Source organism: Variovorax sp. J22G73, assembly GCF_030317035.1.
Lineage (GTDB): Bacteria > Pseudomonadota > Gammaproteobacteria > Burkholderiales > Burkholderiaceae_C > Variovorax.
In genome coordinates this window covers 315358-341537 of record NZ_JASZYK010000006.1, presented here as the reverse complement: position 1 = coordinate 341537, position 26180 = coordinate 315358, and the positions used below count along the sequence as shown (strand labels likewise).

The following is a 26180-nucleotide window of genomic DNA, read 5'->3' as shown; positions in this document are numbered from 1 at the left end:
ACGAGCACGCCATGAGCGCACCGGCCGAACCTCCCGACACGCTTCGAAAGCCTGAACAGCCCGAGCCGACTGGTGCATCTGCGCCGCCTGCTGCTTTCGCGCCGTCTGCGCCGGCTCAGTCGCCTGCGCCAGCTCAGTCGCCTCCGTCCGGCACGCCACGCGCCGAACGCGTCGCCATCGTCGCCATCCACGGCGTGGCGGACCAGAAGCTCGGCGACACGGCCCGCGCGATCGCCTCGCTGATGGTGAATGCCGGCGCCCCGAAAGCGCGCTACAGCCGCGGCGACTGCGACAGCTACATCGTGGCGGTGCCGCCGCTGCTGTCGATGGTCGAGAGCGGCTCGAATGCACAGGGACAGGGCGCGGAACGCAAGCGCGTGGCGCCGCGCGATCCGCCGCCGAACGCCACCGGTGCCGCGACGCCGCCCGCGCCATCGCTGGGCAAGGCGCTGCGCCAGTCGGTGCGCTCCGACTTCCTGCGCGACAACTGGAGCACCGCTCGCGCGGTGCCTGACGGGGGAACGCCAGCCGCGCCAGCCGCGCCAGCGGCAAAAGCCGCGACAGTCGCACCAGGCTTGACCAGCGCCACCACCACCAAGGCCGGCACCGCCGCCCCCGGCAAGCTGCTGTCCGCCCCCGCGCGCCTCATGTCCGCCGATCCCGGCATCGCCTTCAGCGACTACCTGCTGTTCAAGTGGCAGGGCGCCGGCCACGAGGCCTACGAGGCCACGCGCATCCGCATGGTCCGGCACGAGGCCGTGCCTAGCGGCCAGGGCAGGCAGGCCGTGGCCAGCGGCCAGGGCGGCCAGGGCGGCCAGGGCGTCACCACCCAGCACGTGGACGTGCACGAGATGTACTGGGCCGACCTGTCGCGGCTCTCGGGCGTGCTGCCGCGCATCGTCACCGAGCTGTTCACCATGGTGTTCCGCCTGTCGCAGCTGGGGCGCGACGCGGTCGACCGCGCGAGCCTGTACGCCGCGCGGCACAAGAGCACGCGCGCCTTCGCGTGGAGCGCGCTGGCCAAGCTGCAGATGGCGCTCGACTGGGCGTTTTCCGGCGTGCTGGCCAACCTGTTCCTGCAACTGCTGCTGGCGGGGCTGGTGGTGGCCGGGCTGGGCCTGGCCGCGCCGCACGCGCGGGCGCTGCACATCGTGCTGGCGCTGCTGCTGCCGGCGCTGGCCGCGTGGGGCTGCTGCTACCTGCACGTGGCGCGGCCCGCCGGGCGCGGCGCGGCGGTGGTGCTGGCCATGGTGGCGGCCGTGCTGCTGTGCCTGGTGCCGGCGCCGTGGGCGCACTGGCTCATCGGCCTGAGCTGGCTGGCGCTGCTGGGGGTGGTCTTCAACTACGCCCTGCGCGTGGCCGACACGCGCTTTCCGGCCATGCGCGCGGCGGGGCTGGTGTTCCTGTGCGCGATGGCGGCCACGCTGCTGGTGCACGTGGGCATGGCGTCCATCGCCGGGAACGGCACGGGAGAACTGGCCGACTGGGTGCGCGCCGGCCTGCGCACGGTGGAGTACCTGCTGCTGGGCATCGTCATCTGGTGGCTGCTGGCGGGTGGGCTGCTGATTGCCTGGGCCTTCGTCGGCCAGTGGGCTGCGCGCGACGGCCAGCCCGCGCGCGCCAGCGTGGCCACCGGGCGGCTGGGCCTGTTCGTCTCGATCGCGTCCTTCGTCGCGATGGCCATGGCCATCTGGGCGCTGCTGACCACCTTCGTGGAGTTCGGCGCGGCGCGCATCGACTACGACCCGCTGGTCTTCAAGAGCGGGCTGATGTGCTTCGTGGACGGCGCCAGCTTTCTGCACCTGCGCTACCAGCGCAGCACCGAGACCTTCGCGCTGGCCGCGGGCCTCACGCTGGCGCTGGCGGCGTACCTCGTGGTGGTGCTGGTGCCCAGCGTGCTCGCCGAGGTGAAGAAGACCGTGGGCACCTCGCTCACGCTGGGCCGCTGGCTCACCGGCGGCTACCGGCGGCTCGACGGCTTCGTGACCGGGCTGACCATGGCCAGCGTGCTCATGGCCTGCGGCGTGGGCGTGCTGCTGGCGCTGGCGCGCCTGGGCGTGGCGCCCGACGGCTGGGTGGGCGCGGCGGCGCGCGAGGTGGGCGAGCTGTCGGCGCTGGTGCTCAAGCCGCTGGTGCTCAGCGCGGCCACCGCCGCCGCGGCGCTGTCTGCCTTCGGCGGCGTGCTGTCGCGCTACGTGCCGTGGCTGCGCCTGCCGCTGGACGTGGCGCTGGACGTGGACAACCACTTTCGCGAGTTCCCGCGCCATGCCATTCCGCGCGCGCGCATCTTCTCGCGCTACGTGGCGCTGCTGGAGAGCATCGCCGCGCAGGGCTACGACCGCGTGCTGATCGTGGCGCACAGCCAGGGCACGGTGATCTCGGCGGAGCTGCTGCGCTACCTGCAGCACCGCGCCCGCTGGCTGGCGCGCACCAGCCCGGACGACCGCGTGGTCCGGCTGTGGTCGCAGCTGGAAGGCAAGGTCGACCTGTTCACCGCGGGCTGCCCGCTGCGCCAGCTCTATATGGCGCGCTTTCCGCGCCTGTACGAATGGGTGTCGACGGCGCAGGCGGGCGACGTGGGCGTGGTGCGCTGGGTGAACGCGTATGCCACCGGCGACTACGTGGGGCGCTGGCTGTGGACCGAACCGCCGCTGTACGCGCCGTCGCCCGCCACCACGGCGATGACGACCGCCGAACACGACGTGTGCCTGGGCACCGGCGCGCACACGCACTACTTCGACCAGGAGCAGGTGCTGGTGGCGCGGTGGATCGATTCGCTGGTTCGGTGAAGGGCGTGCGGGGCGAACGCGTTCCGGGCCTTCAGGCCGGCCCGCGGCTCAGCGCCCGCCGGTACTGCACCGCCTCGGCCACATGCGCCGGCTGCACCGTGTCGGCCCCGGCCAGGTCGGCGATCGTGCGCGCCACCTTCAGCGCCCGGTGCGTGCTGCGCGCCGACCAGCCCAGCTTGTTCGCGGCGTTGAACATGAACTTGCGCGCGGTGTCGTCCAGCGCGGCGTGCTTGTCGATGGCGCCGCCCTGCAGCGCCTGGTTGGCGTGCCCCTGGCGCCGCGTCGCGCGCTCGCGCGCCACGACCACGCGCGCGCGGATGCTGTCGGTCGACTCGCCCGGCGGCGCGTCGAGCAGCAGCTGCGCGGACACGGCCGGCACCTCGATGTGCAGGTCGATGCGGTCCAGCAGCGGGCCGCTGAGCTTTCCCTGGTAGCGGGAAATCTGCGCGGGCGTGCAGCGGCAGCTCTTCAGGCTGGAACCCAGGTAGCCGCAGGGGCAAGGGTTCATGGCGGCCACCAGCTGGAAGCGCGCCGGAAACTCCGCGCTGTGCGCGGCACGCGAGATGGTGATGGTGCCGGTCTCCAGCGGCTCGCGCAGCGCCTCGAGGGCGGAGCGGGCGAACTCGGGGAACTCGTCGAGAAACAGCACGCCGTGGTGCGCCCTGGAGATTTCCCCGGGCCGCGGCGGCGAGCCGCCTGTAAGCAACGTCGAAAACTGCGAATGGACTCAAACCTACTGCCACTAAACGCGAATCTGGTGGCGGTGTGAGCTGCCCCCTCCTGCCGTACGGTTTATAACGAGTAAGACGACGGAGCGAAACCCGATCAAGGGAAACTGAATCCAAACTCGTCTCGTTTCCTCGGCTGACCACCCAACACCCAGTTCGCTGAAAAATATATGGCCAATGAACTCCGACTCTGCACCGAATTCTTGAGTGGTCAAGCTGATGACCATGTGGTGCGGACCGCTTGGATGGCCGACGACTCGGCCACGCGATGCAACATCGCCGCGATGATAGAAACGGCCCGAAGTCATAGCGCCGTCCGCTATTGGGTCGAGGGCCGCACCGGGCCGGCTGGCACGGTTACGGTTCGGTGGAATGTCGGCTAGACACATCCCGCATCTCCATCCAATGCGTGCCGGGGCCGTAGATTTGGTTCGCAGTGGCAACCAAGAGCTTCATCGAGGCCAAGGCCTCGGAAGTCATTCGCTCCACTCATCGCTGAAGTCGAATACATCCGCCCAGTGGACGACCTCCGGTTTCCAAGCGAGTCGAATTTCTCTCTTGTTGGTCATCGTGGCGGCCCGTGAAAGCGCACAACCTTGCGAAGCCGAAACTTATTCCGCTGGTTCGCTGCAATCGCGATAAGTTCGAGCAATTTAAATTGGTGTGCGGGTAAGAAGTCGGGACTCAGCGCCAGCCGTGCCAGTGTCGAATTGCGCGGCCGTCAGGCTCGCAATGTCGATCCACTCTACACACTTCAGCTGCATCGCCTCCACCAGCTTTTCGCGATCTCCCGCAGGATGGCTCATCACTAGGCGACAACGCTGCGCGCCTAGAAGATAGATCGCTGCGGATACAGAAACAACACCGTCAACTTCACAGATGTCTTCGATGGCATAGCACCATTGCCGGTCCTCCCCGAGACAAATAATCTTGCCGTCCATGATCTGCCCCAGCTTCGTCAAGCGTGGCACCGGGAATGATGATTGGCGCGAGGAAAAGTGGAACGACCATATACCTATTCCTTCGCAAGCGACGGTTCGCTACTAGGTCGCATGTTGCCTAGAATTCAGACGAACTGAGCAGGGCACAATCGATTCATGTCAAATCTCGTCGCTACCCTCAAGGCGGAAATCTCACGAGTCGCTCGCAAAGAAGTGCGCGCAGAGATTGATAGCCTCAAAAAGTCTTCGGCAGCCTATCGCTCTGGCATCGCTGAACTTCGACGTCAAGTAGCCTTGCTCGAAAACGAACTGCGCCGCCTTTCGAAGGGTGTGCAGCCCGCCGTTGCAGGAGCCGAGGCAGGCGGTGCTGCTACCGAAAGCACGAAGCGTCGTTTCAGTGCAGCGAGGCTGGCAGCACATCGCGAAAAGCTCGGCATCTCGGCCGCAAGCTACGGTGAACTTGTTGGCGTTTCCGGGCAGACGATTTATCACTGGGAGCAAGGAAAGGCTAGGCCGCGCGCGGCGCAGCTGGAAATCCTTGCAGGAGTTCGCTCTCTCAGTAAGGCCCAAATTTGAAGCGACTGACCACCTGACGACTTCGTGGCACGCAGTACTGCGATGTGTTCATATGGTCTAGCCAGGAGGTCGTCCAGCGCTATCGCCGTGAGGTGGCGATCGCAGGGCACGACCGTTGCATCATTCCATTGCGGCCGAAAGACGCGAGCGCTTGGCTGACCCCAGAGGGACGCACGCTGGACGAGCTTAAGGCGATCTTGGACGACAGGTTCAGGCCCTAGTATCAATATAGGCTGGCGGCCTGATGGCGGCTTGATCGGAAGGCAACGAACGGAATCGCCATGGCAGAAACGTATGAGCAGCTTCAGCACCGCATTGCCGACCTGGAACAGGAGGTACACCAATTACGCCAGCGCGCCGTCGCCCAAGTGTTGCGTGAGATGAGGGAGAACATCGCTCGGTACGCCATCACGCCACAAATGTTGTTCGGCAGAGGCGCTTCGACAGCGCGTAAAGGAAATCTGCGACCAAAGGGCGCCTCGACAACGCAGACACTCGTGTACAGCGACGGCAAGGGCAACAAATGGACGGGCCGCGGCCGTCGCCCGCTCTGGTTGCGCGACGCAATGGCCTCCGGCAAGACGCTCGACGAATTTCGCGTTTGAACTGGATTCGGACGTGCCGACTATTTGGAGAGCTGAGGATAAAACTGCCGCAGCACAGTGCTCAAGCAGTCGCTTGCGCTCGTTAGATATCCCAGGGCCTCCAACACCTCTTTCGGAAGGTACTCTGTCTGGCTCAGTGCTGAAATGGAAGTTTTCACCTTCGCCAGGTATTGGTCCGCGAGGTCAAGTTGCTCGCTTCGTGCCACTTCGTTTTCTGCCACTCAGTTCTCCCTACAAGGGGTTGACGATATGGCCAGGCAGCTGCCGGTAGGCGGGGCGGCGCTGGCTCGGCGTTAGATCGCAAAGGTTCTTCAAGGCTTCGACCTTACGGATTGGTGCAGTCGACCGTAAAAGCCGTCGGCTGCAGCGCATCAAACCCACGGCGTGGTCGCAGTCATGCAACCTAATCGGCCAGGTCGAATCTGGCTTGGAGCTCGCGGATGGCGCGAGCAATCTCAGGCCGAAACTGGTCGATGTTTGTATCGCTGCGAACGGTCCAGTTCGCACCTTCAAAGTGTTCGGTAGTCGGTCTCACGCTTGCTCTTCGCAGATCAGTCATCTGAGAAAAAAGAGCAGAGTCGTTCGCCACCAGGTCAAGCAGCGCATCCATCAGCTGTTCCGCAGTCTGCCGCCTCTTGTTCACTATCGTGTCCCCCCAAATCGTAGACGATAGTTGCGTTCAAGTGAAGGCGGTGGTCACATCTTGGGGAGGAACCGCGCATTGCGTTAATTAGTTCCTGTGTCCAAGTTTTGCCCAGGAAGTTACTGTAAAAAAAAACAGTATTCCGCCTGATGCCCGGCGTACGCGGAGTTGCATGCCGGTCCAGTTTCACTTTCGTCCAGGGCGCGTCCCTACCGGAAAAATTGGTCGCACGCGCGGCCGAGAAGCGATACAGCAGCTTGGCACTCACCGACGAAGCGACGCTTTCCGGCGTCGTCCGTGCCCACATCGAGGCTCGTGAGCGGGGGATTCACTTCATCGTCGGCAGCGAACTGCAGCTGACAACCGCGGGGGGCGCGCCCTTCGCGCGGCTGGTCCTGCTCGCGCAGGACCGCCGCAGGTATGGCACCTTGGCCATGGGCGGCTACGAGATCGCCGTCAAGCTAAGCCCAGCGAGTTTTCGAACCAACTCGGCGACTCGATGTGCTATCAGTATGACGCGCGGCGAGGGCCGAACGTCAGGATGGACAACGCGCCAGATATCACGCTTCGAGGTAGACGCCGCATCGGTTACTTCGACTAAGCCTTCGTCGGCGCGTGCGAGAAAATTGGGAATCATCGCGAGTCCCATCCTGACTCGGCACGCGCGGTGCATCTGCGAGATCGTTGCTTCGCATGACGAAAGGCCTTTCACCGGCTAGGCGCGCGAGCTGCTGTTGATGAGGCACTATCGATCCTTGAGGCTTGTGAGCGTGGTGAAGAGGCGGCAGTTGCACGATACCGCACGGCGCTCGACCAAAACCTGCCCGAGGATGTTCGCGCCGCTCTCCAGCGCCAAGCGGAAGGTGTGCAATGCTTTCATGCCGACATTCGGGAGCTGCGCGTGCTGGCGGAAAAACTTGAAGATGGGCTGTGACCGGTTGAGAGCCACCGATGCAGCCCTTGCTGGCATTCGAATGAAAGAGGTGCCAATACAAAGCCGTCGCAAACTCGGCGAAGCCGAATACGACATAGTGAGACCGCTCACAGAACGCTTTGCACGGGGCTGCTTCGTCGACGACAACCAGGTTTGATCGCATCAAAATGCATCCGAGCGCGCGCTTCAAGGCGCGCGATAGCGCGCGAGAATGACCGGCGTTTGTCTCTGACAAGGGCAGCTCCACCTCTGGCCGGGCTGGCTACGCTGCCTCCAGCGCGTATCGCCGGCAGTGGTCTAAATAGCCGCGTTCATGGGAGGCGACAAGATCAACGACGCTGGACCACAGCCACGGCGGCGCATCAATGACCTTCGAGTGATTTTGCGTCAGCGTTGATCGCCAAGCTCGTCGGGTCGCGCTGTCCATCTGGCGGGCGTGTGCGATTCCTACTGTTCGTGCCAAGAAATAGGCCACTTGGGTTGCCTCGTCGGAGCTCAACTGCTCAAACTCCAGCTTCATATCTTGAGGGAGCAATTCCCGCACAAAAACTGAACGTCGGCCGATTTGCCCTGTCCTCATGCGCGTTCCTAGGAACGGCGACATTGCCTGAGCTCCTGCAACGACGCGGGCACCGTTTTCGTCTGGCATCCGATGAGCATAGCTCTCATGAGGCGCCAAGGCTTTGATCGCCTCCTTGATGTCTAGAAGACAGAAGTCGCGGCCCCGCGCGACGGCCTTGCCCACCTCCATCAACACGGCATACCGTAGTCTCCCGAGCGAACTGCAGCCCTTCATCCAATAGGCGGTGTCCAGCATCACGACCTTGGCATCGTCCCGCCTGTGGTGCAGCCCGGTCACCAGCTGTCGCACGTCGCGAGACAAGACCAATTGAGAAATGTCGTCTCGCTCAATTTGCGCCACCGGCCAAAACCGAGGCCCATGTGGGATAGCCATGGTCTCGCCGCCCAATCGCTCCGCTGCCAAATGCCGCCACGTTCGATTGCGCGCTTGCGTGAGGCTTCGGCTGATCGCAGCGGGTGGCCGCAGAGTCAAAAGTGCTCGCTTGGGAGCAAAGGCGTCGGTATAACCCGCCACAACCTGCTCGATCATCCGCGCAGTAATCACACCCGGCAAATCAGATCCTCGAGCAGCCGAAGCCAGTGACAGCGCAAGCCGTACGATATCGTGTGCAGGATTACCGATGACGGTCTGGTCGAAATCACGAATCTCGATCGCTAGCTCGCCTTCGGAATTGGCCACCGGCCCCAAATTGCCTATATGGCAGTCGCCACAGATCCAGATCGGCGGACCGTCTGGCAGGGACGCCGGCGCGACAGAGTCAAGCCACTCGTAAAAGCGCAGCGTGTTGCCGCGGACGTAGGCGTGCGCGGAGCGCGCCATTTTGAGATTGCGCGCCGCGGAAAGCGCAGGTTGACGGGTCTCGGGATGGGGTACCGGAAACCTCGAAAGCCGCTTCTTAGTGTTATGCATAAGGCCTTGAAGTAAGCGCTCAAGTTTCATCACCTCGTCACCACGATGATGCAGGCAAACACCGCTCGGCGTTGTGCGAATTCGAGCGGCTCCTCACGCCTCCGTCGTGGTCGGCGTCAGCCCCCACAATGCTTAGGTCCCCGGCGTGGAACTGGGAAGAAGGATGAACACCGACGCGCGCAGAGAAAGTCCAATGTCGCGTCAGCGCCGGAGCCACAAGCGGACGCGATTGCCTGGCGGGAATCTCACGGCGGTCGGATATTGACGTGGTCGATCCTTCTCCACGTTGGCGTCATGTCTGAAAGCGCCTCTAGCGTCGGAATCAGGTTGTCCCAAATAACTTTTTTGTCTTCGACGAGGTGTGAATGCAAAACCAAACGTTAAATGTAGCTGCAGCTGCGATGCAGTTTGTAGGAGCGCACGTCAGTGTGCGGTGCCACATTCCGCATGGCGCTGTCCTCGCATTTAGCTCCACGACCTTCGCCAAGGGCGGTGGCAGTGCCTATAGCTCGAGCGGCTCAGCGGCTCTCACTACAGGCCCCTGGTACCCGACTTGCCACGCGCAATAGCTGCTGCGGCCATCTCATGGGTCTGCATGTGCTGCTTCATGTGGCCGCGGGCCGCTTGAGCGCCTCTGATGAATTGACGCACTACCGCCACGTCCGGGCCACATGCATTCACAGCGGTCCGAATATGTTCTTGCCTGCAGCCAAATGCCGTAGCCCAAAGCTGAAGGTGTGCCGAGTTTTCAACGTCTATACGGTCAGGAAGATTTTCGAAATCGGTGCTCATGGCTTTTTAGGTCGTGATCGAGCACGGATGATAAGAAGGCTCGACCTTCGGACATCGGCATGGGCGGCGGTAGCACGGAACTCGTTCTTAAGCAGCAGGTCGTCTAGGCGTCCAGGTGCGACTTGGGCGTGGTCGTGCGGCCGTTGCCGACCTAACCCCTCTGTTTCTCGCACTGCTCCACGAGATATTGGTGCCGGACTCGAAGAAGTTTCGCGGCTAGAACCAAAAAAATGGCCATCCCTCGATGGCACTGCTGGCGTCATACGTCCTTCGCGCCCCGTGAAGCACTCGCAAGCAAGGTGCACGTGGGCGGGCCGGGCACGAGCAAGTCCTCACCAAGACGGCACTGGGCGTGGAAGCCATCGAGCATCATCATCGGCGGGTGCGCCTTTCCTCGACCATGAAGCCAGTCACACGCTCGAGCGGGAGAAGGCCTGTGGCCGGCAACACCCCACACCTGCTGATCTACGCGGGCACGTGGTGCTTGACGAGTTGGGCTGCCGCCAGCCAAGAAGGGGGGCCAACACAGGTTGCGATCAATGCCGGAGCGCCGCTTTGCTAGACCACCAGCAACTCCTCACCCAAGTCGTTGTTGGTTGCGAAACCAGCTGGCCGCCGTCCCACAATCGAGTTTGGGTTTGGTTCGGCGATGGCCCTGTCCGCCGGGCGGAAGCGCACCTCGCCCTTGATGGTGGCGCGCAGTCGCTCAACACCAAGCTTGGCGTATTCCGCATCGAGTTCCGCGCCGATGAAATGACGCTTCTCGAAGAGGGCGGCGACGCCGGCCGACGCTACCCCACAGAAGGGGTCAAGCACGACGTCCCCTTCCTTGCTGAGCGCACGCACCAGCCGCTGAACCAGACCGACCGGGAACTGGCATGGGTGCTCCGTCTTCTCCAGGTGGTTGGCGTTTACGTTGGGAATGTCCCACACATCGCTCGGGTTCTTGCCCAAGGGGTTGCCGCTGGGCTGGCCCTTCTTCGGGCCGTTCGAGTGCTGCTTTCCAGGGTACTTTTGGGGCACCCGAATGGCATCGAGGTCGAAGTTGTACTCGTCACCCTTGGTGTACCAAAGTACGGTCTCGTAGCGGCCACTAAAGCGCGTCTGGCAATGCAAGCCATGGCCGAATGTCCATGCGATCCGGTTGCGCAACTTCATGCCGCTGATCTTGCTCATGATGTCGTAGACAAGGAAATCGAGCGGCGTCGTAACCCCGTCCAAGACATGAAATCCCACTTGCCAGCACAAGCTGCCGCCTGGCTTCAGGATGCGGCAGACCTCGGGGAGTATCTTCTCGTGGTTTGAGATGAAATCCTCAAGGTTGTCTTGGCGGCTTTCGTACGCCTTGCCCATGCAGTAAGGGGGCGACGACACGATCAGGTCGACAGAAGAATCGACGAGCCCGGCCAGTAGCTTCTCGCACGCACCTTCAAAAATCACGGCCGAGGGGGCGCCGTGAGGCCTGGCCAACCAGTCCTTGACGCCCTTCACGGACTTGTACGTCGCCACCTCGGCTTTTTCGCTATCGCTTTTGCTCACAGATCTCTCCACTTCGCTGAGATCATAGATCTGCGTCAATTCCCGTGCAACCAGGCTAGGATCAGCGTCGCACTGTCCCAGCGGCCAGTTCCCTGATCCCGAGGCATGTGCGGCTCCAGATCGCCCCACGACAGCTCATGCAACTGGCTAGCGATCATGTCCCAGAAATGAAAGACAAACCCGTCTGGCTGCTGACAGGCCGTATTCCATTCGTTGCGCGTGACGATCATTCGCAACGGCTTGCCTCGGCAGGACTTGACCTCGATAAGCTTGCGGTACGGGCGGCCGTCAACCATCCGGCTTGAGAGGATGTCATAGCCCGCCGAGTTGTCATCCAAGGCAATCCACTCGACAGCAGGCGCGCCTTGCATCTCAGCACAGCGCGCCACCTCCAGCTCGAACGACATGCGTTCTGCCAGTCGACCCGACTCGACGAGCGGCAGGCTAGCGTGGGCGCGGGCTGTACTCGCCAGGCGATCGAGGAAGCCGACTATTTCAAGGGAAGGGGGGGTGTCAAAAGCTCCAGACCGCCTGAAACACTCACCTGCGTCGACTGTCAGCGCATCGCGCAACGCTTGCCGTCCTCTGGGCAAAGCTGCCAGCCAGGTGGGCCCATTGTTCGCCTCGAGCTCGATGAGCAACTGGTAGGCACTAGCGCCAGTCCCCTTTGCCGCGCCCAGCATAGCGACCATCGCCTCGGCTGCATCGTAGTCAAAGCCGCCGGTGGCGTAGCTGGTCTTCAGTCGCGCCACAGCAGTCTGCGTCGATTCATTCGGAACACCAATAGCTGCCGGCTCAGCGCTCGCCAGCCCTCCGCGGCGGAAGGTCGCAGCCAAGCCGCAACCTGTGCGTTATTCGACGAGCGCATCTAGCTCGGGTGGCACGCTTCTCTCGATCTCGTCGAGCAGATCCAAAATGTCGCGCGTGTCGATCGAATCTTCCAAGTCACTGCCCATGTTCTCTTCGTCCAACGCCAGTTCATGGAGGTCTTCGTCGCCGAGCATTGCCTCCATCTGTCTGATCTTGATACCCAAGCGCCGGGCCACCGACAAGTCGATGGAGCCGACATCGAGAGGCAGTCGGTTCTGCAGGATGTGCACGCGCGTGCGCACGCCCTCAGGCAAACCCAGGCGGTGAATGCGGTCGATCGACTGCAGGTAGTGTGTGGCGTTGTAACTGCGGTCCAGGTAGATGGCGTCATGGCAAACCATGTGCAGGCTCATGCCTTCCGACGCCGCCGCTGGGTTCGCCACCATCGCCTTGCAGTTCGGGTCGGTCTTGAAACGGCGTATCTGGCCCTGACGAGTTTCGTCGTCGTCTTCGTCGCCGATGCCTGTGCTGCCGTCGATGACCGCCGGTTCGAGTTCAGGCATCAGGTTACGGAGTTGCTCCACGGTGGAGCGAAAACTGGTCCAGATCAGCGTTTTGCGACCGTCCTGCGCAAATTGCCTTGCCATCTCGACCACCTTCAGCACTCGGGCAGAGGGGCCCTCCGCGATCACTGCCTGTAGAAGCTCGTTGCGACCGGCATCGCCTATCGCTTCAAAGTCAGCGGCCAAAAGCAGCGGGTTGACAGAGGCCTGCAGCAAGCGCATCACTGACCGGCGTGCTCGAATCAGGTTGAAGCCCCGGCGGCCTTGTCTCAGGAGGCTTGCCTGAGCGTGCACGTCGCTCTTGAGCACCGCGTAGAACGCCAAGTGTGCGTCGGTGAGCGTAACCGGAACCGGAATTCGGTCGCGAGGCCCGAGGCCCAACTGCTGCTTCGTCGTGCGCACATACAGGTTGCCGAGCACGGAGCGAGGCGGCTCACCGGCGGACACCCGGCTTCCAAGCCCTGCGCCAGGCCAAAGGAAGTCAAGCTGCGACTGCATGTCGGCCGGACGTTGAGGCATCGGCGTGCCGGTCAAGATATCTCGCCTAACCGCCAAGTAGCCGATCTTGAGCAGAACCGTACCACGGCGCGACGCTGTGCCCGCTTTCATGCGGTGTGCTTCGTCGAGTACCAGGTGAACTCGACTGCGAGAAAGCAGCTCCTCAATCTGCGACTCCACTCTGACGAGCTGGTCGTACGAGATAAGCATGCGCGCCGGGTTGGCGCTGAGCAGCTCAGCGATACGAGCCTCTCCGCCGACCAGCTGGACAAATGGAAGCCTGGTGTGTCCGGGTGCATGCTCGTTCAGGCATTCGTCGATGACTTCTTCCCATGCCATGAACGCATTGCGCGGCGCGACAACGAGGAGCCGGTCCACGATGGTCGGTGCAAGCAGATGCAGGGCGAAGGTCACCGTCGTCTTGCCTGCACCCGGTACAGAAAAATTTGCACCGTTCTGCAGGGCCAGCAAGGTGCGTAGATTGCTGGCTTGGTACGGTTTGAGCTCATGCGTTGCGGCATTCCAACCCAGCGCCTGCAAGCGCGAGCGAATCTCTGGCTCGCTGATGTCCATACGCACGGCATTTGCCGCTTCGCGCACGGTTCGATACTCGCGCATGAACTGCTGGACACGCTCGCGAGAGGAATCATCCGTCTCAAACGCGAAACCCAGTTGGCGTTGCAGGCTTGACGCGATCCGCAGCACGTGAAGGGCATGCCGCCAGTTGATCTCGATGCTTTGCTCGTTGGCCCTTCCGGCCGGATCGGCCTCGAGCGCGTAAGTGCGAATGCGCACCCAAGTGCTGTAGGCGATGTCGGGGCCGCGCTCAAAGATGCCTTGGAGGCGGTGGTGCTCGTAGCGCAGCAGGATGCTCGCCACGGCGGTCAACCCCTGGCCCGGCGGGCGTCGATTTCACGTGCGAGAGCTTCGCAGTGAGTGACGCAGCCAGCGAGTACCGTCCGCAACTCGTCAAACGTCGTCTCGTTGGCGTAGCGCAGGTTGATCGCCGTGAGTTTCTGTTGCGCAGACTTCGCGAACTTCAGCGCCGCCAAATCCTTGCGCTTGCCCTGCTCACCAGCAAGGACCGAAGCCTCTTCGACCGCGCGGGCTGCATTTGATCGCGCAGTTGCGTCATCACCAAGTTCATCGATGTAGCGAGTCAGGGCGGCGTAGTCCTTTTGACCCGCTGTCGGCACAATGTCCTCGAAGCTGATCTCCAGCTCGCTGTCGGGCTCTTCCGGCACCTTGTTGAGATCAACACCCCAGACTCCTGCGATGTTGTCCAGAAACACCTCGGGGTTGGCTTCGATATTGTTGATCAGCTCGTACGCCCGCTGCTCGATCTGGCTGCGGTTCTCCACGACAAGGAAGTCGAACTTTCGAGTCACTTCGCGTAGCGCCGTGTTGTCCGACTTGGCCAGATTGCGGATGGCAATCTGCTTGAATGCCTGTTCGGTTTCATCGAGCTCGTTGTAGGCCCGTGGCTTTTGCAGGTGGTCTTCTAGATAGAGGTCTGCACCGTCGATCATCTTCACCAGTCGTCGAATTTCTTCGATGTCCCGGTTCATCATGCTGGCGATCACCTGGTCCGGATAGTTGCGGGATTTCAGCGCACGGGCGGCCAACGCGACCGATGTCCAGTCATAGGGCAACTTGGTGTCAGGCTGCATCTGCAGCTCAATCTCCAGCGCCACGACTTCGTCGTCCGTCGCTGACTCGGGCAGCACCGCACACGAGACGGTCTGGAAACCTGAAAAGGCCCCGTCGCCGCTTGCGAACAGCTCGCGCATCGCGGCCAGCCTGCGGTTGCCATTGACTACGACACCATCGGCTGAAATGATGAGTTCGTCGTTCTGTTCTTTTACGCGGCGAAGCTCGTCGTAGATGGGGATGATCGAATCGCCGCTGCCTTTTTGAGCCAACCGGAACAATATGTCGTGCTGTGCCGTTTGAGCGCTGACATCCTCGCGTCTGGACGGGGCGAAGAGATTTTCCTCCGCCTTTCCAGCCGCCACCTGACTCAGCTGATCGCTCAGCGTGCGAAAGTTCTCGAGTCGGTACAGCAGATGATGGATGTTCATCTGAATGATGGCCAACGCCTCACGGCCACCCCGAAACTTCGTTTCGCGCTTGACGCGATTTACCTGTAGCGCTTCTGTTGCCCGCTGTTGGATGTGCTGTGTTCGACTGGTGCTATCGAGCAGATTGAACTTGTATTGGCTTGCGGCCATCCCTGACGCTCCCAAAAAATGTGAGACGCACGCTCAATCCGCAGCATTCGAACCACTGCAGGCGACCATGCTTAGCGCCTCATCATAGTTTGTTACAACAATTTCTCCAATAGGGTAGTTGCAATATAAGGGGGCTTTCAGCATGCCAATGAGCTTGCACGACATAGTTCGAAAGCTTGCGGTTCGGGATCTGGTGAATATGCCGGTGACGTCCGTGAGCAATTTCTCGTTGCGGACCGCGGCCTAGAAGTGCGGCTGATGAGTTTTCAGGCACTGTGCTGATCTCGCCAACGCCGCTCCGTTCCTAAGCCATTCAACGATTAAGATTTCCTGCTTCATCAACCGCTGTGCCAACTTCTCGGAAACGCTGGCTTCCTGGATGTTGAGCGGAGCGATTGGAAGTCAATTGTCGGTGCACCTCAACAGCCTCGTTTGTCTTTTCAACTAATCGACGGCGAGGTGATCCACTCTCGGTAATCGACGAGGAGTTCGAAAACGCATTTTAGTTTTGGCGTTTTATGGGCAGAGTCCAAGAACGTCGGTGACACCTCGATCGTCCATTCGCCGACAGGTGCGACATTCCAAAAATTCTTTGTCCCCCAAAACCCTTCTGTCGATTCCGGTCGCGAAGTCAGCCACCCATGCTGGCTGGCAGCACGTGTTGGCTGAGTCGATGGCGCTGGCAGTCCTGCAATTACTTGCGTCGGATTGGAAGGCGAACAAATTACCTGCACACCTGGAATTGGGTCGGAGGCACCTAGACCTAAGAGACGCACGCCGCGGACTCTGAAAAGGTCCAGATTTTTCGTAAAGACAATTTTTCCAAGCTCAACAAGGCATTTACCGGAGAACGCCTTATTGTCTTCGTTGATCAGTTCGACGGGGAATCCCCAGACAGTGCGGAAGGTCCGCGCAGCGATGGCGCCGAGCCAGTCTTCGATGCCTCGAAGATTCATCTCGATCACGTCCAACTGAGATCCTCGATCCTCCTGCGCGGCTCGGGCGGAATCATTGAGTTCTTGGAGTAGTTCGTCCGGCGCCATGCTTTGGAAGACGAGTTCCAGTGAGCTCGCGAGCCCTCGGGCTCGTGCCTCTACAGAGGAAATCGCTTTCTGATAGCTCTTGAGGACGTTCTCTGTACGGCGGTCGAAGTCAAGATTTTTCCCTTTGAGGCGTTCGGACAGCTGCGCCAAGCGTTGTTCCAGCAGAGCTTTCCGCTTGGCAAGGCTTTGGGCCTCGACGTCGATATTCTCGATGGACTCTCTCATCGAGAGTTGAGCCGCTCGCAATTGCGAGGCCTGGTGGTTGACGTTCTCCCGCTCATCCTTGTCGCGGGCCAACCCAACTTCCATCGCCTGAGTCGCCAAAAACTCGGCCGCGCCGATTGATCCATGTAAGACGCTGCCATTCGCATCGAAAGGAACGAACCGATCATCCCTGCCTTTTGCGAAATTCTCGGCGGGCGCTGGCGATGTGTCTCGGTTGAACTGGACGAACGCTAGAGCACGATGCGCCTGAACTGCACGCTCTCTTTCCAACTCCACTTTCGAGATCACTTTCGCCAATCTCCCGGCGTGTTCCTCGCGTGAGACCGCCGCGATCTCCGACTGCTGGATCTGGTGGTCCAACTGCGTCTGGTTGAACAGCCTGCTGGGAATCTCTTCGCCGACGAGAGACTGCATTTGCATCTGTCCTTCGTTCACCTGCAATGAGATCGCGTCCTGCGCTGACACGAGCGCCATCCAATCCGTCGACGCCACGCGAGCGTTTGCGAGTGCTCGGACGAGACTGGCCAGCCAAAGTTCGAACTCAAGTGGACCGGCTTGAGGCTCCTCGGACGGCGCCGCGGATTGAGACGTTTTGAATGAATCCTTAAGCTTCTTCAACCACGGCGGATCCTCTGACCGCGCAGGCTCGCGAAGATTCTTGAGGACGTCTTCGATATTCAAGATTGAGGCAAGGTCGGTCATCGCTTCTCCTCGAATTTATGATTTCTAGTTCAGGCGGTATTTCTGACGCGATCGTTGGGTTGGTCTGGACCAGCATAGTTACCAAAGCCGTCGCTGCGCTCGCGGCCGCCGCGCATTTCCTGGGCGGACCTGAGATGGAGCACCGGACCCGTCGGAGGGGGTAACCCCTGTTTGTGTTGAGGCGTAGCCTTCTTGATGTTTGGTTTCCTGTTTTGCTCCCTTTCGATCTCATCTATTTCACGTTCAAGCCGTTGTAAGTCTCGCTCTAGACCATTTATGAAGGGGTCTACTTTTGTCGGAAGAGACGGTACTTCGGCTGTGGCGCCGGCGCCGAGCTTCTTCAGATAATGTTGAAGGGTTGAACCCTTGATATGGTCAATGGCAAACTCGTCTAAGCCTGCATTTTCTCGCTCAGGGAGATGTGGGGTGTAGGCATCGAATCGCTCACCGAGTCCGGTTGCGGAAGATGCGCCCGGAATCCAAGGGAATGTTTGTGCAACAGCTTGCGTCAGATAGGCAGCGGATCCGGCGAGCCCATAGCCTGTCAGAGAAAGTCCGACGAAAGCTATTGCGCCGCCGAGCCACCCTACCGGAGTTGCGCTGGCTGCTCCTGCCATCAAACCTGCACCGATCGCGGTCAGTTCCGCGGAGTTGACCGCATCGGCCCAACCAGGTTTGACGACAGCACTTCGGTATCCCTTAGCGGTCGAGAGCGCTGCGCGTGCAGTGGCGGCCTGCAGCCGCAGGTCGGATTCATATTGGAGGCGGCCGTAGTAGGCCTTTTGCGCTTCGGACTCAGTCATCATGCCCTACGCCGATTCCGACTTTGTCTCGGCAAGCCACGCTGAAATCGGGTCGCAAACCGACTTACGAATCAAGGGAAACACCAACTCGTCCAATGACGCAAGTACCTTGTCGGCTTCACTGAATGAGTAGTTCTCCCATCTGGAGAGGTCAGGCTGAAAGACCTTGTCGACGTTTGGAAAGTCGGGAGGTCTCGGTCCCGTGAATGCGACTTCCACCGGGCAGAGCCATTTGTAGGGCGGCTGGGGTGGCTCCGACGTACTAATGGCCTTCAGGGGACCTTGTCTGATCCAACCCACAAGTACTTCGCCGACCCCGTTTTTTCCCGGCAAGACCTTACCGGAGCCGTTTACGACGAGGTACCTAAGCACCCGCCGAGACAACGCGTCTTCGACAGGAGGGAAGTTGGAACCCGTTGACGGTCCCCAAATGCTGAGGAAGGCAATTGTGATCACGATGATCTCCTCGTCCGCTCGTGCTTTCGTGCTAGATCAGATCATCAGCCCCCAGATACGTCAAGTGCGCTCTTTCAACATGCTGTAGCGGCTGAGTAGGCCCTGTGACACATGCACAGGCGCACAGCGCAAGGTTCGGCTGCCTATCGCGCCGATTGTTGAATCAATTTACTTGGTAAGCAGGCGCCCTGCGGGCGGTCCGCTGGCACACAGGTTCTCCCCGTCATGGCATCGTGCACTGCTATTGGCCGCGCAGGCGTTGCGAATGTTCTCCGATGTGGGCGCCCAAAGCGCGCATACAACGCTAGGAAGGCCGGCTCCGACATGCAAAAGTAGGTGCATTTTGCTCATGGTCGGTATCCACGGAGTCTGCAGCACCAACCTGAGCAGAGGTAACTCACGACCCGTCGTCACCTGCCAAGACAGGGATGCCGATGACCAGACGAGGGTCGAACTCCTTGTTCTCGATTCTGCCACTCCAGTTCACATAGCCGCGGGGGTTACACACGACCCGGCAAGAATGCACTCGATAGTCAAGCTGCTGATGCGTATGGCCATGCACCCAAAGCACGGGCACATCGAAGTAGGTTTCCGGAAGCTCGGTCACGAATGCCGCCGAGGCCCAATCGTCGGCGTAGCGCCGAGTCAGCGAGCCGCGATGAGGTGCATGGTGCGTCACCACCACCGTCGGTCCAGCAACCGGTTCCGAAAGCCTGTTTCGCAGCCACGCGCGCTGCGCCTGATGAATCCGAAGCGTGTCCGCCGCCTGGAGCTTTCTTCCTTGCTTGTAGCGCCAGGTATCGGGCTCCGCCGACTCGTCGAACGTGCGGATCAGCGCGTAGTCGTTCAGCAGATTGGTTGCCATCTTCATGGCGCGCCCGACATCGCTGACCGGACCTTCAGGCGTCTCAATGGCGAGCGCGAAGTCGGTCCACAGCGTTGCGCCAAGGAAGCGCACGCCATCGATCACCAACTCGTCACTATCGAGCAGATGGACATTGGTTCCTTCGGCCTCGCGATGTGCTTCAGCCAGCGTCGTGTCGAGGCGCCCATCGTAGTATTCGTGGTTTCCCAACAGATAAATCACGGGCTTGCCGCGAAAGCGATCCGCTGCCCACTGGACGGCCCGCTTCGCGGGCGAATGAATGTCGCCGGCGAGGATGACAGCATCGAACTCGAGATTAGGCTTCGGCTCGAAGGGCGCGAACTCGAGGTGAAGGTCGGAAAGAATCAGCACATTCATCGGGACACCTCGTCAAAGCGCGCGCGAAGCCCGGCACTCACTTTTTCGTCGAAGCCTGTGAACGAGCCACAGACCACCAAGTGGTCCTTGCAATGGTCGAACTGCCAATAGGCATCGTCGAGCGCAACCCAAGGTTCGTCGACGGCATCGTGGAGCTGGAGCCAGGCAAGGATTTCTCCTTCGCGCTTCCTGTACGGCGGTGGAAGCCCGAAACCTGAGTGCGGAGTAGCTCCAAGGATTCGGGCTCGGATGTCGCTGGAGAATGGTTTCAGCAAGGATTGATAGAGGAGCTGCTCGCGCCAGGATGAGCTGATCACGATCTTCACGTGTGGGAACTCGCGCAGCAATTCCTCCAGGCGTGGCAGGAAGCAGAAGTCGGCGCCACCGTTGAGGATGTGATTTTCCCCCTCCGGATGCAGCACACCGTCGAAGTCGAGGAACAGGATCACGCCGGACCTCCCCATCCACTCCCACCCAGCGGCCACGCCAGGTGCGTGCCTATGCCAAAGCCGAAGGCACAGAACGGTGTCGCGGCGGTCCTCATACGACACCGCCGTGTTGAATCGCGTTGAGCATCGATCGCACCTTTTCCGAACCACCCCCGGCCGCGAACGCCGCTGGCGTTTGGCCGTCGAGCCATTCGTGCGGTTTGCCCAACCACGCTTGAGCCTCTGTGCCGAACACCTGAGCAGCGAACTCCAGCAAGTCTTGGGGCGGACTTCCCGGCTCGGTCTCATCCCGAGGCCACGCTAGGTGCGAGCCCATGTCGACCCCAAAGGCCCGAAACGATGCCGCAGCGGTCTGCATCCCCTCCGCGAGATAGTCGATGTTCTGATGATGGTGGCCATGGACCACCAACTGGACACCGAGCGTCTCGGCGAGCTCATCGATCACCTGCCAGCCATGCGGGTGGGCCGCCGGCGCCTCGTGCGTCACCAGGATGTCGGCGAGGCCGCTTCGCAGCAGCTGCTGGTACTCATCCGGGAAAATACTTGACCGGTGCCGACGCGAAACGCCGCCGCGCCACGTTTCTTCGCGCTTCATGGTTCGGCACATGGCAACGCTTGACTGGAACGCGGCTTCGTCGATCGGCCGCCGCGGATCCCAGATCTTGCTGCGGAAGATACCGCCCAGGCCCGCGACCTTGAACCCCGCGATCTCGACGATCCGCCCGTGTAGGTTGCGGTCGGCGAGCTCTGATCCCCACAGATTGTCGTAGTCGGCGTCGGCGTCCGTGTCGTGGTTTCCGTGGATGAGACAGATCTCGGTCATATCCAGGATCGGCCCCAACTCGACGTGCAGCGGTCGGCGCGCCTGGATGTCGCCCAGCAGCACGATGGCCTCAGGCCGGCAGCGTTCGACTGCGGCGACCACAGACTCGAGATCGCCGTGGGGATCGCCGAAGAACATCAGCTTGGGCGCCGACTGTTCGCGCTCGGATTGCGCGTGGAGCTTCGAAGAGGCAGCAGGTTTCATTTCATGCACGTCGAGGCGGAGACGAAGCACCGGCCAGCCGTGAACCGCAAGAAGTGTGAGCGCAGCTCTTGGAGTCTGTCCTGATCGAACGCCTGTTTGGAATCGGTGAGCACGAGCCGCGCGAAGCCGGGTTCGAAGCTCGAGGGCCAATCGTCAAGCGCGACCCATTCCGCGTCGCTGCGACCGTTCCCATCGAGCCAAGCCTGGATTTCCAACTGACGCCGGTGGTGGACGGCCGCATTGGGATCAATTTGCGGCGTCGCTCCGATGATCCGGTGCCGGATGTCATCGCTGAAATACCGCTGCAGTTGCTCGATGCTTTCGGCTCGTCGCCAATCCGACGAGATGACGACATTGACAGACTTGAACTCCCGAAGGAGTTCTTCCAAAAGCGGCAAATGGCTGAAGAACCTGCTGCTGAACGAGTAGTCCACGCCGACAGGATGAAGAACACCATCGATATCCAGGAACAGCAAATCGCTGGAATCACCAGTGCGGCCAACGGCGTCATGGGTCGGCGTGGCTTCTGTCATGGGTAGACGGCCAGTACAGGACTTCATCATCCGACAAACCCGGCCTGGAAGGACTCTAGGAGATTGAGCACATCGGCAGCTCGCCCTTCAGCTACCAGCGACTCGGCGATCCTGTTGTCGAACAGCGCAAGTGGCTCGTTCCTGAACCAGAGGATGGCCCCCTCAAGGTCCCCACCCGCGACCACGGTCGCGGCAGCCAGCACTTGCTGGATCGTGTGGGTAGACGACTGGATATCACTCATACCTCGACCACGAGCTCGGGGTTGAACTGCTTATTCTCCTGGTCGCGGCTGTGCCGCAAGTACCCCCGCAGGTTGCACACCACTTGGCAGTTGCCGGGTTCGTAGTCGAGGCTCGCGTGGACCTGGCCGTGAACCCAGAGCGACGGATGGCCCGCTCGGTGTCTACCAGCAACCCCGTCTTGGTCTGGATCGGCTGTTCGAAGTCCGTCCACAGCGTGCAGCCCAGAAAGCGGACGCCGGCAATCACGGCCTCGCCGGGCGCCAGAAGGTGCACGTTGCACGACCTCACGGTGAGCGCCATTTCCTTGAGCGTGGTCTGCAGAACGCCTTGGCGGAACTCGTAGTTGCCGGGCACGAGACGATGAGGACAGGCTCCCCGAAATTCTCTGCCTGCCGGGCCCAGCGCATGGCCCTGGAGCCGGGCACAGAGATGTCCCCTGCAGCATCACGACATCGCAGTCGACCCTCGGTACGAGAAACGTGCCGAACGCGAGGTGCAGGTCCGAAAGGATGAGCAGCTTCACATCGGTAGGCCCATTTTCAGCAGAGCGCTCAGGGCATCAGGATAGAGAGCTTGGCGTTCCACGCCTCGCCGTCGGACTTGGATGGCACGGCGACGCGGATCGTTGGGCGATCAAAGTCACTGGTCTCGAAGAGGAAGTGCACGTGCTGAAAGCGAAACAACGGGTTTTCAGGATATTCGGTCCACAAGAGCTGCCAAGTCTGGAAGTAGTGGAAATCGACGGTCCGGGCTTTCTTTCCGCGACTGACGATGCAGGCCTTGCGCGCGTCTGGGTCGAACAGGATGCAGGTTCCGTCCCAATCGCCCAGCATGCGGCGAGGATCGACTGGGAAGAATGCCGCACCGGATGTCTGCCCTTGCTCCCGGAGCAACTCCTCGCGCCTGGTCCGAATTTTGCGCGGGAACGCGAAGTAGGCCCAGTAGAAAAAAACCAGTGCAACTGCGAGCATCAGCAGCAGTGGGAGTGTCATGGTCGGCTATTCCTGTGGCGGGACGGCCCGCATCTTTCGCAATGAGTGTTCCTGCAAGTCTCTGCGCATCGGCAAAGCCAAGGCGCGGAAAGGGCTGTAAAAATCATATCAAAAAGATACTCATAGTCCGCGAACTAAAAGTCCGTGTACTTATGAGCCGTAGTGCTTTAGACCGCGTACTCCGAACATCGCGGCATGACTACGAAGACGCGAGCGGTCGCACTGAATCCCCTGGAAGTCTTTGGTGCCGGGGTGCGCGCCGAGCGCAAGGCCAGAGGCTATTCGCAGGAGGCATTTGCCGATCACATCGGCATCGACCGGAGCTATATGGGTGGAGTCGAGCGAGGTGAGCGCAACCTATCGCTGACGAACATCATGCGGATCGTGACGGGACTCGAGATGAAGCCGTCCGATTTCTTCAGGCACCTGGACGGATCGACGCGTACTAGGTAAGCCGCGCTGCGCATGCGTCGCGTCGCCCCTAGATCGCGCACTTGTCTGCTCCATTGGACACCGGCCGCATGCGACGCCATGCCTTGTCCTCAGGTCAAAAAAGCGCAGATGGTGTGATTCAAACGCCCTACCGACGAGGGAGGTGGCAGGGGCCTCTGCACGCAAGGCGAAGAATCATTTGTTTACACCTGCGCTGACCGGCAACCTAGCGGACTGAGCTGTCGATTTGCGATGCTATGTTGAGTTCATCAAACAATGCAGTTCGTCATGCAGCCACCCCAGCCATCACGGCGTATCCCTGTCTCCGAAATCAGCATGACGGGGTGCGTGAACGGGCAAGAGTTCGAGTCTGCGCTCGAGCGCGATTTTCTGATGGGCATGGCTTGGGACGCTGAGGTCGACTGGTTCGTCACTCAGCCGCTGACGCTGAAGTACGAGCTCGCGCCGAGTATCTGGATTCCCTATACGCCGGACGTGCTGACCTCGTTCGTTTCGCGCAACGGCCTGCCTGCGCGTCGCCCCCTTCTGTGCGAAATCAAGTATCGAGAGGAACTGAACACGGGATGGCGGCGGCTGCGACGCAAGTTCAGGGCTGCGAAAGCCTACTGCGATTCCCACGGGTGGGACTGGTCAGTGCTTGATGAGCACGCGATCCGCGGACCGAAACTGAACAACATCCGCTTTCTTTGGTCGTACCAGCGCGCGCCAATGTACGAACGTGAAGTCGCGCCGATCCTTGGCGCTCTCGCACGCCTGAAGACCGCTTGCTTGGCCGAGGTGAGCGATCAGCTTGGCGCATCGGCTCTACGCCGGAGCGAAATCATTTGGACTTGGTGGTGTCTTGTCGCGCGCAAGCGCATTCAATTCGACATCACCCAGGGCATTCGCCAAGACACCGTGTTCTGGCTCTCGGACGTGGAGGCCTGTCATGAGTGCCGTCGCTGAATTTCGAACCCCTCCCGGGACCCCAGTTCTCCTCGGGCAGGATGTCTTTGAGGTGGTCGACTACGTCGATCTCGAGCACTTGGTACTCAGGAGCGCGACAGGTGACTTCGTCACGAAGCATCTGAATGAGGTGCGACCTGTGCGGCATGTCGGGCGCGAGCGCAAGATCGATCTCGCCAGGATTGATCCGTCCAAGTGGATGCGGGCGGAAGAGATCTACCGAAACATCAAATACCTGCTGGACTTACCTGAAGCCGAACGCACTCTCAAGGAAGTGCAGAAGACCGCCAAGGTGATGAAGCGGCACCATTCGACGATTTATCGCTGGGTCGAAAAGTACAAGAAGTCGCAAAGACTGTCGTGCCTGCTTCGGCCAGAACGCGAGGATGCGGGCAAGAGTCGGCTTGATCCCGAGGTCCTCGGGGTGATGGACGAGTGCATCGACAAGTATTACCTCACTGAAAACCGCAAGTCCATGGCGACGGTCTCGCGCGAGGTCAAGATGGTCTGCCAGGCGCGAGGGCTGCACGTGCCGCACATCTCATCTCTGCGCACGCGCATCGGGCAACTCGATCCAGAGATTGTGGAGACACGTCGCTACGGGAAAAAGCGCGCAGAAGAGAAGCTCCTTCCTTTGATTGGATCCTTTCCCAATGCGGACTATCCGCTGGCAGTGGTGCAGATCGATCACACGCCGATGGACGCAATCCTCGTTGACGATGAAGAGCGAAAGCCGATCGGCCGTGCATATCTCACGATCGCTATTGACGTCTGCACAAAGATGATTGTCGGTTTTGCTATTTCTCTGGACCATCCTGGTTCCCATGCGACAGGGCAGTGTCTGCTCCTGTCCATTCTCCCGAAGGAAGACTGGCTTAAGGAGAAGAACATCCCCGAGGAGTTCACCTGGCCATGCCGCGGATTCATGCGCAAGATCCATACCGACAACGCGGCGGAATTTCGTGGCCAGATGCTGAGGTACGCCTGTGGCGAGCACAACATCGTGCCGGAGCTTCGACCCAAGGGGAAGGCGCGTTACGGAGGGACTGTAGAGCGAGCTTTTCGCACTTTCATGAAGAAGATCCATGAGGAGGTGCCGGGCACGACCTTCTCCAGCGTGCATGACAAGGTGAACTACGACTCAGAGGGCCACGCGGTCATGACCCTCGGAGAGTTGGAGCGGTGGTTCACGCTGTATGTGCTGGGCATCTACCACCAGCATGAGCACCGGGGTAACGAAAACAAGATGTCTCCCCACTATAAGTGGGAGAAGTTCCATCTCGAAGGCATGAACGGACTTCCTCCGCTGGGACTTCCGCCAGCGATCGAGAATGTTGAGAGGCTGCGGTTGGACCTGCTTCCCTTTTTCGAGGCCACGGTGCAGCGATACGGCATCCGCAACTGGAGCATCGACTGGTTCTCTCCTCGAATTCGCGCGCTCATCGGAACCAAGGGGCAACATGGCAAAGCGCGGAAGTTCATTTGCCGCTTCAACCCGCGCGACCTGAGCAAGATTTGGCTCTACGACGACCGGCACAAGGTCTACATCGAGGTTCCTTATCGCGACATCACGCGGCCGCCAGTCACCCTGTGGCAAGTCAAGGCTGCCAAGCGGCACCTGCGGGATGAAGGGAAAGCCACGACGAACGAGCCACTGATCTTCAAGGCCGTCGAGTACATGCGCAAGATCGTGCTCGAGGCGCAGCAATCGAGGACCGCGACACGCCGGACTGCGCAGCGGCTTCGCAACGCCGCGGCTGAGCAAAAGAAGAATGCTGCGAAGGACAGTGCGCCGGCGTTGGATCGGCCGCGCACGGAAGTCAGCGAGCCGCCGATTTCCGCAGTGGCGGAGTACGTGCCAGATGCCGATTTTCTACTGGAACTAGGGGGGGCATATGACTGAATCTGCAAGAAAACTCGTGCCG

General features: G+C 60.9%; 24 protein-coding genes and 1 pseudogene. 7 read left to right on the top strand and 18 right to left on the bottom strand.

What is annotated here, in order from left to right; genetic code table 11:
• The first annotated feature begins 11 nt into the window (after positions 1 to 11).
• Positions 12 to 2789 (top strand): hypothetical protein, encoded by a 2778-nt coding sequence (locus tag QTI51_RS23090; RefSeq protein WP_132748920.1) that lies wholly within the window; start codon positions 12 to 14, stop codon positions 2787 to 2789.
• Between the two features lie 31 nt (positions 2790 to 2820).
• On the opposite strand, the pseudogene QTI51_RS23085 reads toward QTI51_RS23090, so the two are convergent.
• Together QTI51_RS23085 and QTI51_RS23080 are read right to left on the bottom strand one after the other, a co-directional pair.
• Positions 2821 to 3495: pseudogene (locus tag QTI51_RS23085) on the bottom strand (ATP-binding protein); the annotation flags it as partial.
• Positions 3496 to 4170: 675 nt separating this feature from the next.
• Positions 4171 to 4458: a hypothetical protein gene (locus tag QTI51_RS23080; RefSeq protein WP_286516157.1), complete on the bottom strand. Its 288-nt coding sequence runs from the start codon at positions 4456 to 4458 to the stop codon at positions 4171 to 4173.
• A gap of 156 nt (positions 4459 to 4614) precedes the next feature.
• Between QTI51_RS23080 and QTI51_RS23075 the strand changes: the two genes are divergently transcribed.
• On the top strand, positions 4615 to 5034 hold the full coding sequence (locus tag QTI51_RS23075) for a helix-turn-helix domain-containing protein (protein ID WP_286516158.1): 420 nt from the start codon (positions 4615 to 4617) through the stop codon (positions 5032 to 5034).
• A gap of 281 nt (positions 5035 to 5315) precedes the next feature.
• A complete protein-coding gene (locus tag QTI51_RS23070; RefSeq protein ID WP_286516159.1) occupies positions 5316 to 5639 on the top strand; it encodes an H-NS histone family protein in 324 nt (107 codons plus the stop codon).
• Positions 5640 to 6042: 403 nt separating this feature from the next.
• Here the strand turns inward: QTI51_RS23070 and QTI51_RS23065 are convergent, their stop codons facing one another.
• Positions 6043 to 6249: a hypothetical protein gene (locus tag QTI51_RS23065; RefSeq protein WP_286516160.1), complete on the bottom strand. Its 207-nt coding sequence runs from the start codon at positions 6247 to 6249 to the stop codon at positions 6043 to 6045.
• Positions 6250 to 6431: 182 nt separating this feature from the next.
• On the opposite strand from QTI51_RS23065, the gene QTI51_RS23060 reads away from it, so the two are divergent.
• Positions 6432 to 7001 (top strand): PHP domain-containing protein, encoded by a 570-nt coding sequence (locus QTI51_RS23060; protein WP_286516161.1) that lies wholly within the window; start codon positions 6432 to 6434, stop codon positions 6999 to 7001.
• A 26-nt stretch (positions 7002 to 7027) separates the two neighbouring features.
• Here the strand turns inward: QTI51_RS23060 and QTI51_RS38955 are convergent, their stop codons facing one another.
• From QTI51_RS38955 to QTI51_RS22980, 15 genes are all read right to left on the bottom strand, one after another.
• Entirely contained in the window at positions 7028 to 7231 is a 204-nt protein-coding gene (locus tag QTI51_RS38955; RefSeq protein WP_353506549.1) for a hypothetical protein, read from the bottom strand.
• Positions 7232 to 7478: 247 nt separating this feature from the next.
• Entirely contained in the window at positions 7479 to 8738 is a 1260-nt protein-coding gene (locus tag QTI51_RS23050) for a DUF2252 family protein (RefSeq protein WP_286516162.1), read from the bottom strand.
• Between the two features lie 501 nt (positions 8739 to 9239).
• The gene (locus QTI51_RS23045; RefSeq protein WP_286516163.1) at positions 9240 to 9500 is read right to left on the bottom strand and encodes a DUF3606 domain-containing protein; all 261 of its coding nucleotides are present in this window, start codon (positions 9498 to 9500) and stop codon (positions 9240 to 9242) included.
• Between the two features lie 558 nt (positions 9501 to 10058).
• On the bottom strand, positions 10059 to 11078 hold the full coding sequence (locus QTI51_RS23035) for a DNA-methyltransferase (RefSeq protein WP_286516164.1): 1020 nt from the start codon (positions 11076 to 11078) through the stop codon (positions 10059 to 10061).
• Complete coding sequence (locus QTI51_RS23030; protein WP_286516165.1) at positions 11075 to 11875, bottom strand: protein NO VEIN domain-containing protein; 801 nt, start codon at positions 11873 to 11875, stop codon at positions 11075 to 11077. Before QTI51_RS23030 ends, QTI51_RS23035 begins: the two co-directional genes overlap by 4 nt.
• 15 nt (positions 11876 to 11890) lie before the next feature.
• Positions 11891 to 13789 carry a DEAD/DEAH box helicase gene (locus QTI51_RS23025; RefSeq protein ID WP_286516166.1) on the bottom strand — a complete coding sequence of 633 codons (1899 nt, stop codon included), beginning with the start codon at positions 13787 to 13789 and terminating at the stop codon, positions 11891 to 11893.
• Between the two features lie 5 nt (positions 13790 to 13794).
• Positions 13795 to 15141, bottom strand: coding sequence for a hypothetical protein (locus tag QTI51_RS23020; RefSeq protein ID WP_286516168.1), 1347 nt, complete (start codon positions 15139 to 15141; stop codon positions 13795 to 13797).
• 440 nt (positions 15142 to 15581) lie between these two features.
• Positions 15582 to 17111 (bottom strand): hypothetical protein, encoded by a 1530-nt coding sequence (locus QTI51_RS23015; protein WP_286516169.1) that lies wholly within the window; start codon positions 17109 to 17111, stop codon positions 15582 to 15584.
• Between the two features lie 29 nt (positions 17112 to 17140).
• Positions 17141 to 17914 carry a hypothetical protein gene (locus tag QTI51_RS23010; RefSeq protein ID WP_286547652.1) on the bottom strand — a complete coding sequence of 258 codons (774 nt, stop codon included), beginning with the start codon at positions 17912 to 17914 and terminating at the stop codon, positions 17141 to 17143.
• Positions 17915 to 18767: 853 nt separating this feature from the next.
• Positions 18768 to 19613 carry a metallophosphoesterase gene (locus QTI51_RS23005; RefSeq protein WP_286516171.1) on the bottom strand — a complete coding sequence of 282 codons (846 nt, stop codon included), beginning with the start codon at positions 19611 to 19613 and terminating at the stop codon, positions 18768 to 18770.
• Complete coding sequence (locus QTI51_RS23000; protein ID WP_286516172.1) at positions 19610 to 20062, bottom strand: HAD domain-containing protein; 453 nt, start codon at positions 20060 to 20062, stop codon at positions 19610 to 19612. The genes QTI51_RS23005 and QTI51_RS23000 overlap by 4 nt, the downstream gene beginning before the upstream one ends.
• 91 nt (positions 20063 to 20153) lie before the next feature.
• Positions 20154 to 21089 (bottom strand): metallophosphoesterase, encoded by a 936-nt coding sequence (locus QTI51_RS22995; protein ID WP_286516173.1) that lies wholly within the window; start codon positions 21087 to 21089, stop codon positions 20154 to 20156.
• Complete coding sequence (locus QTI51_RS22990; protein WP_286516174.1) at positions 21086 to 21622, bottom strand: HAD domain-containing protein; 537 nt, start codon at positions 21620 to 21622, stop codon at positions 21086 to 21088. The genes QTI51_RS22995 and QTI51_RS22990 overlap by 4 nt, the downstream gene beginning before the upstream one ends.
• A 26-nt stretch (positions 21623 to 21648) precedes the next feature.
• Positions 21649 to 21864, bottom strand: coding sequence for a hypothetical protein (locus tag QTI51_RS22985; protein WP_286516175.1), 216 nt, complete (start codon positions 21862 to 21864; stop codon positions 21649 to 21651).
• A gap of 552 nt (positions 21865 to 22416) precedes the next feature.
• A complete protein-coding gene (locus QTI51_RS22980) occupies positions 22417 to 22857 on the bottom strand; it encodes a hypothetical protein (protein WP_286516176.1) in 441 nt (146 codons plus the stop codon).
• Positions 22858 to 23052: 195 nt separating this feature from the next.
• Between QTI51_RS22980 and QTI51_RS22975 the strand changes: the two genes are divergently transcribed.
• The 3 genes from QTI51_RS22975 (at position 23053) to QTI51_RS22965 (ending at position 26158) form a co-directional block, all read left to right on the top strand.
• Positions 23053 to 23310 carry a helix-turn-helix domain-containing protein gene (locus tag QTI51_RS22975; protein ID WP_286516177.1) on the top strand — a complete coding sequence of 86 codons (258 nt, stop codon included), beginning with the start codon at positions 23053 to 23055 and terminating at the stop codon, positions 23308 to 23310.
• A gap of 255 nt (positions 23311 to 23565) precedes the next feature.
• A complete protein-coding gene (locus tag QTI51_RS22970; RefSeq protein WP_286547650.1) occupies positions 23566 to 24255 on the top strand; it encodes a TnsA endonuclease N-terminal domain-containing protein in 690 nt (229 codons plus the stop codon).
• Positions 24239 to 26158, top strand: coding sequence for a TnsB C-terminal domain-containing protein (locus QTI51_RS22965; protein ID WP_286516179.1), 1920 nt, complete (start codon positions 24239 to 24241; stop codon positions 26156 to 26158). The genes QTI51_RS22970 and QTI51_RS22965 overlap by 17 nt, the downstream gene beginning before the upstream one ends.
• The last annotated feature ends 22 nt before the right edge of the window (positions 26159 to 26180 follow it).

Coding starts and splice junctions, on each gene's coding strand:
- QTI51_RS23090 (WP_132748920.1), top strand. CDS start 12: ATGAGCGCACCGGCCGAACCTCCCGACACGCTTCGAAAGCCTGAACAG.
- QTI51_RS23080 (WP_286516157.1), bottom strand. CDS start 4,458: ATGGACGGCAAGATTATTTGTCTCGGGGAGGACCGGCAATGGTGCTAT.
- QTI51_RS23075 (WP_286516158.1), top strand. CDS start 4,615: ATGTCAAATCTCGTCGCTACCCTCAAGGCGGAAATCTCACGAGTCGCT.
- QTI51_RS23070 (WP_286516159.1), top strand. CDS start 5,316: ATGGCAGAAACGTATGAGCAGCTTCAGCACCGCATTGCCGACCTGGAA.
- QTI51_RS23065 (WP_286516160.1), bottom strand. CDS start 6,249: ATGGATGCGCTGCTTGACCTGGTGGCGAACGACTCTGCTCTTTTTTCT.
- QTI51_RS23060 (WP_286516161.1), top strand. CDS start 6,432: ATGCCCGGCGTACGCGGAGTTGCATGCCGGTCCAGTTTCACTTTCGTC.
- QTI51_RS23050 (WP_286516162.1), bottom strand. CDS start 8,738: ATGAAACTTGAGCGCTTACTTCAAGGCCTTATGCATAACACTAAGAAG.
- QTI51_RS23045 (WP_286516163.1), bottom strand. CDS start 9,500: ATGAGCACCGATTTCGAAAATCTTCCTGACCGTATAGACGTTGAAAAC.
- QTI51_RS23020 (WP_286516168.1), bottom strand. CDS start 15,141: ATGGCCGCAAGCCAATACAAGTTCAATCTGCTCGATAGCACCAGTCGA.
- QTI51_RS23015 (WP_286516169.1), bottom strand. CDS start 17,111: ATGACCGACCTTGCCTCAATCTTGAATATCGAAGACGTCCTCAAGAAT.
- QTI51_RS23010 (WP_286547652.1), bottom strand. CDS start 17,914: ATGACTGAGTCCGAAGCGCAAAAGGCCTACTACGGCCGCCTCCAATAT.
- QTI51_RS23005 (WP_286516171.1), bottom strand. CDS start 19,613: ATGAATGTGCTGATTCTTTCCGACCTTCACCTCGAGTTCGCGCCCTTC.
- QTI51_RS22995 (WP_286516173.1), bottom strand. CDS start 21,089: ATGAAACCTGCTGCCTCTTCGAAGCTCCACGCGCAATCCGAGCGCGAA.
- QTI51_RS22990 (WP_286516174.1), bottom strand. CDS start 21,622: ATGACAGAAGCCACGCCGACCCATGACGCCGTTGGCCGCACTGGTGAT.
- QTI51_RS22985 (WP_286516175.1), bottom strand. CDS start 21,864: ATGAGTGATATCCAGTCGTCTACCCACACGATCCAGCAAGTGCTGGCT.
- QTI51_RS22980 (WP_286516176.1), bottom strand. CDS start 22,857: ATGACACTCCCACTGCTGCTGATGCTCGCAGTTGCACTGGTTTTTTTC.
- QTI51_RS22975 (WP_286516177.1), top strand. CDS start 23,053: ATGACTACGAAGACGCGAGCGGTCGCACTGAATCCCCTGGAAGTCTTT.
- QTI51_RS22970 (WP_286547650.1), top strand. CDS start 23,566: ATGCAGTTCGTCATGCAGCCACCCCAGCCATCACGGCGTATCCCTGTC.
- QTI51_RS22965 (WP_286516179.1), top strand. CDS start 24,239: ATGAGTGCCGTCGCTGAATTTCGAACCCCTCCCGGGACCCCAGTTCTC.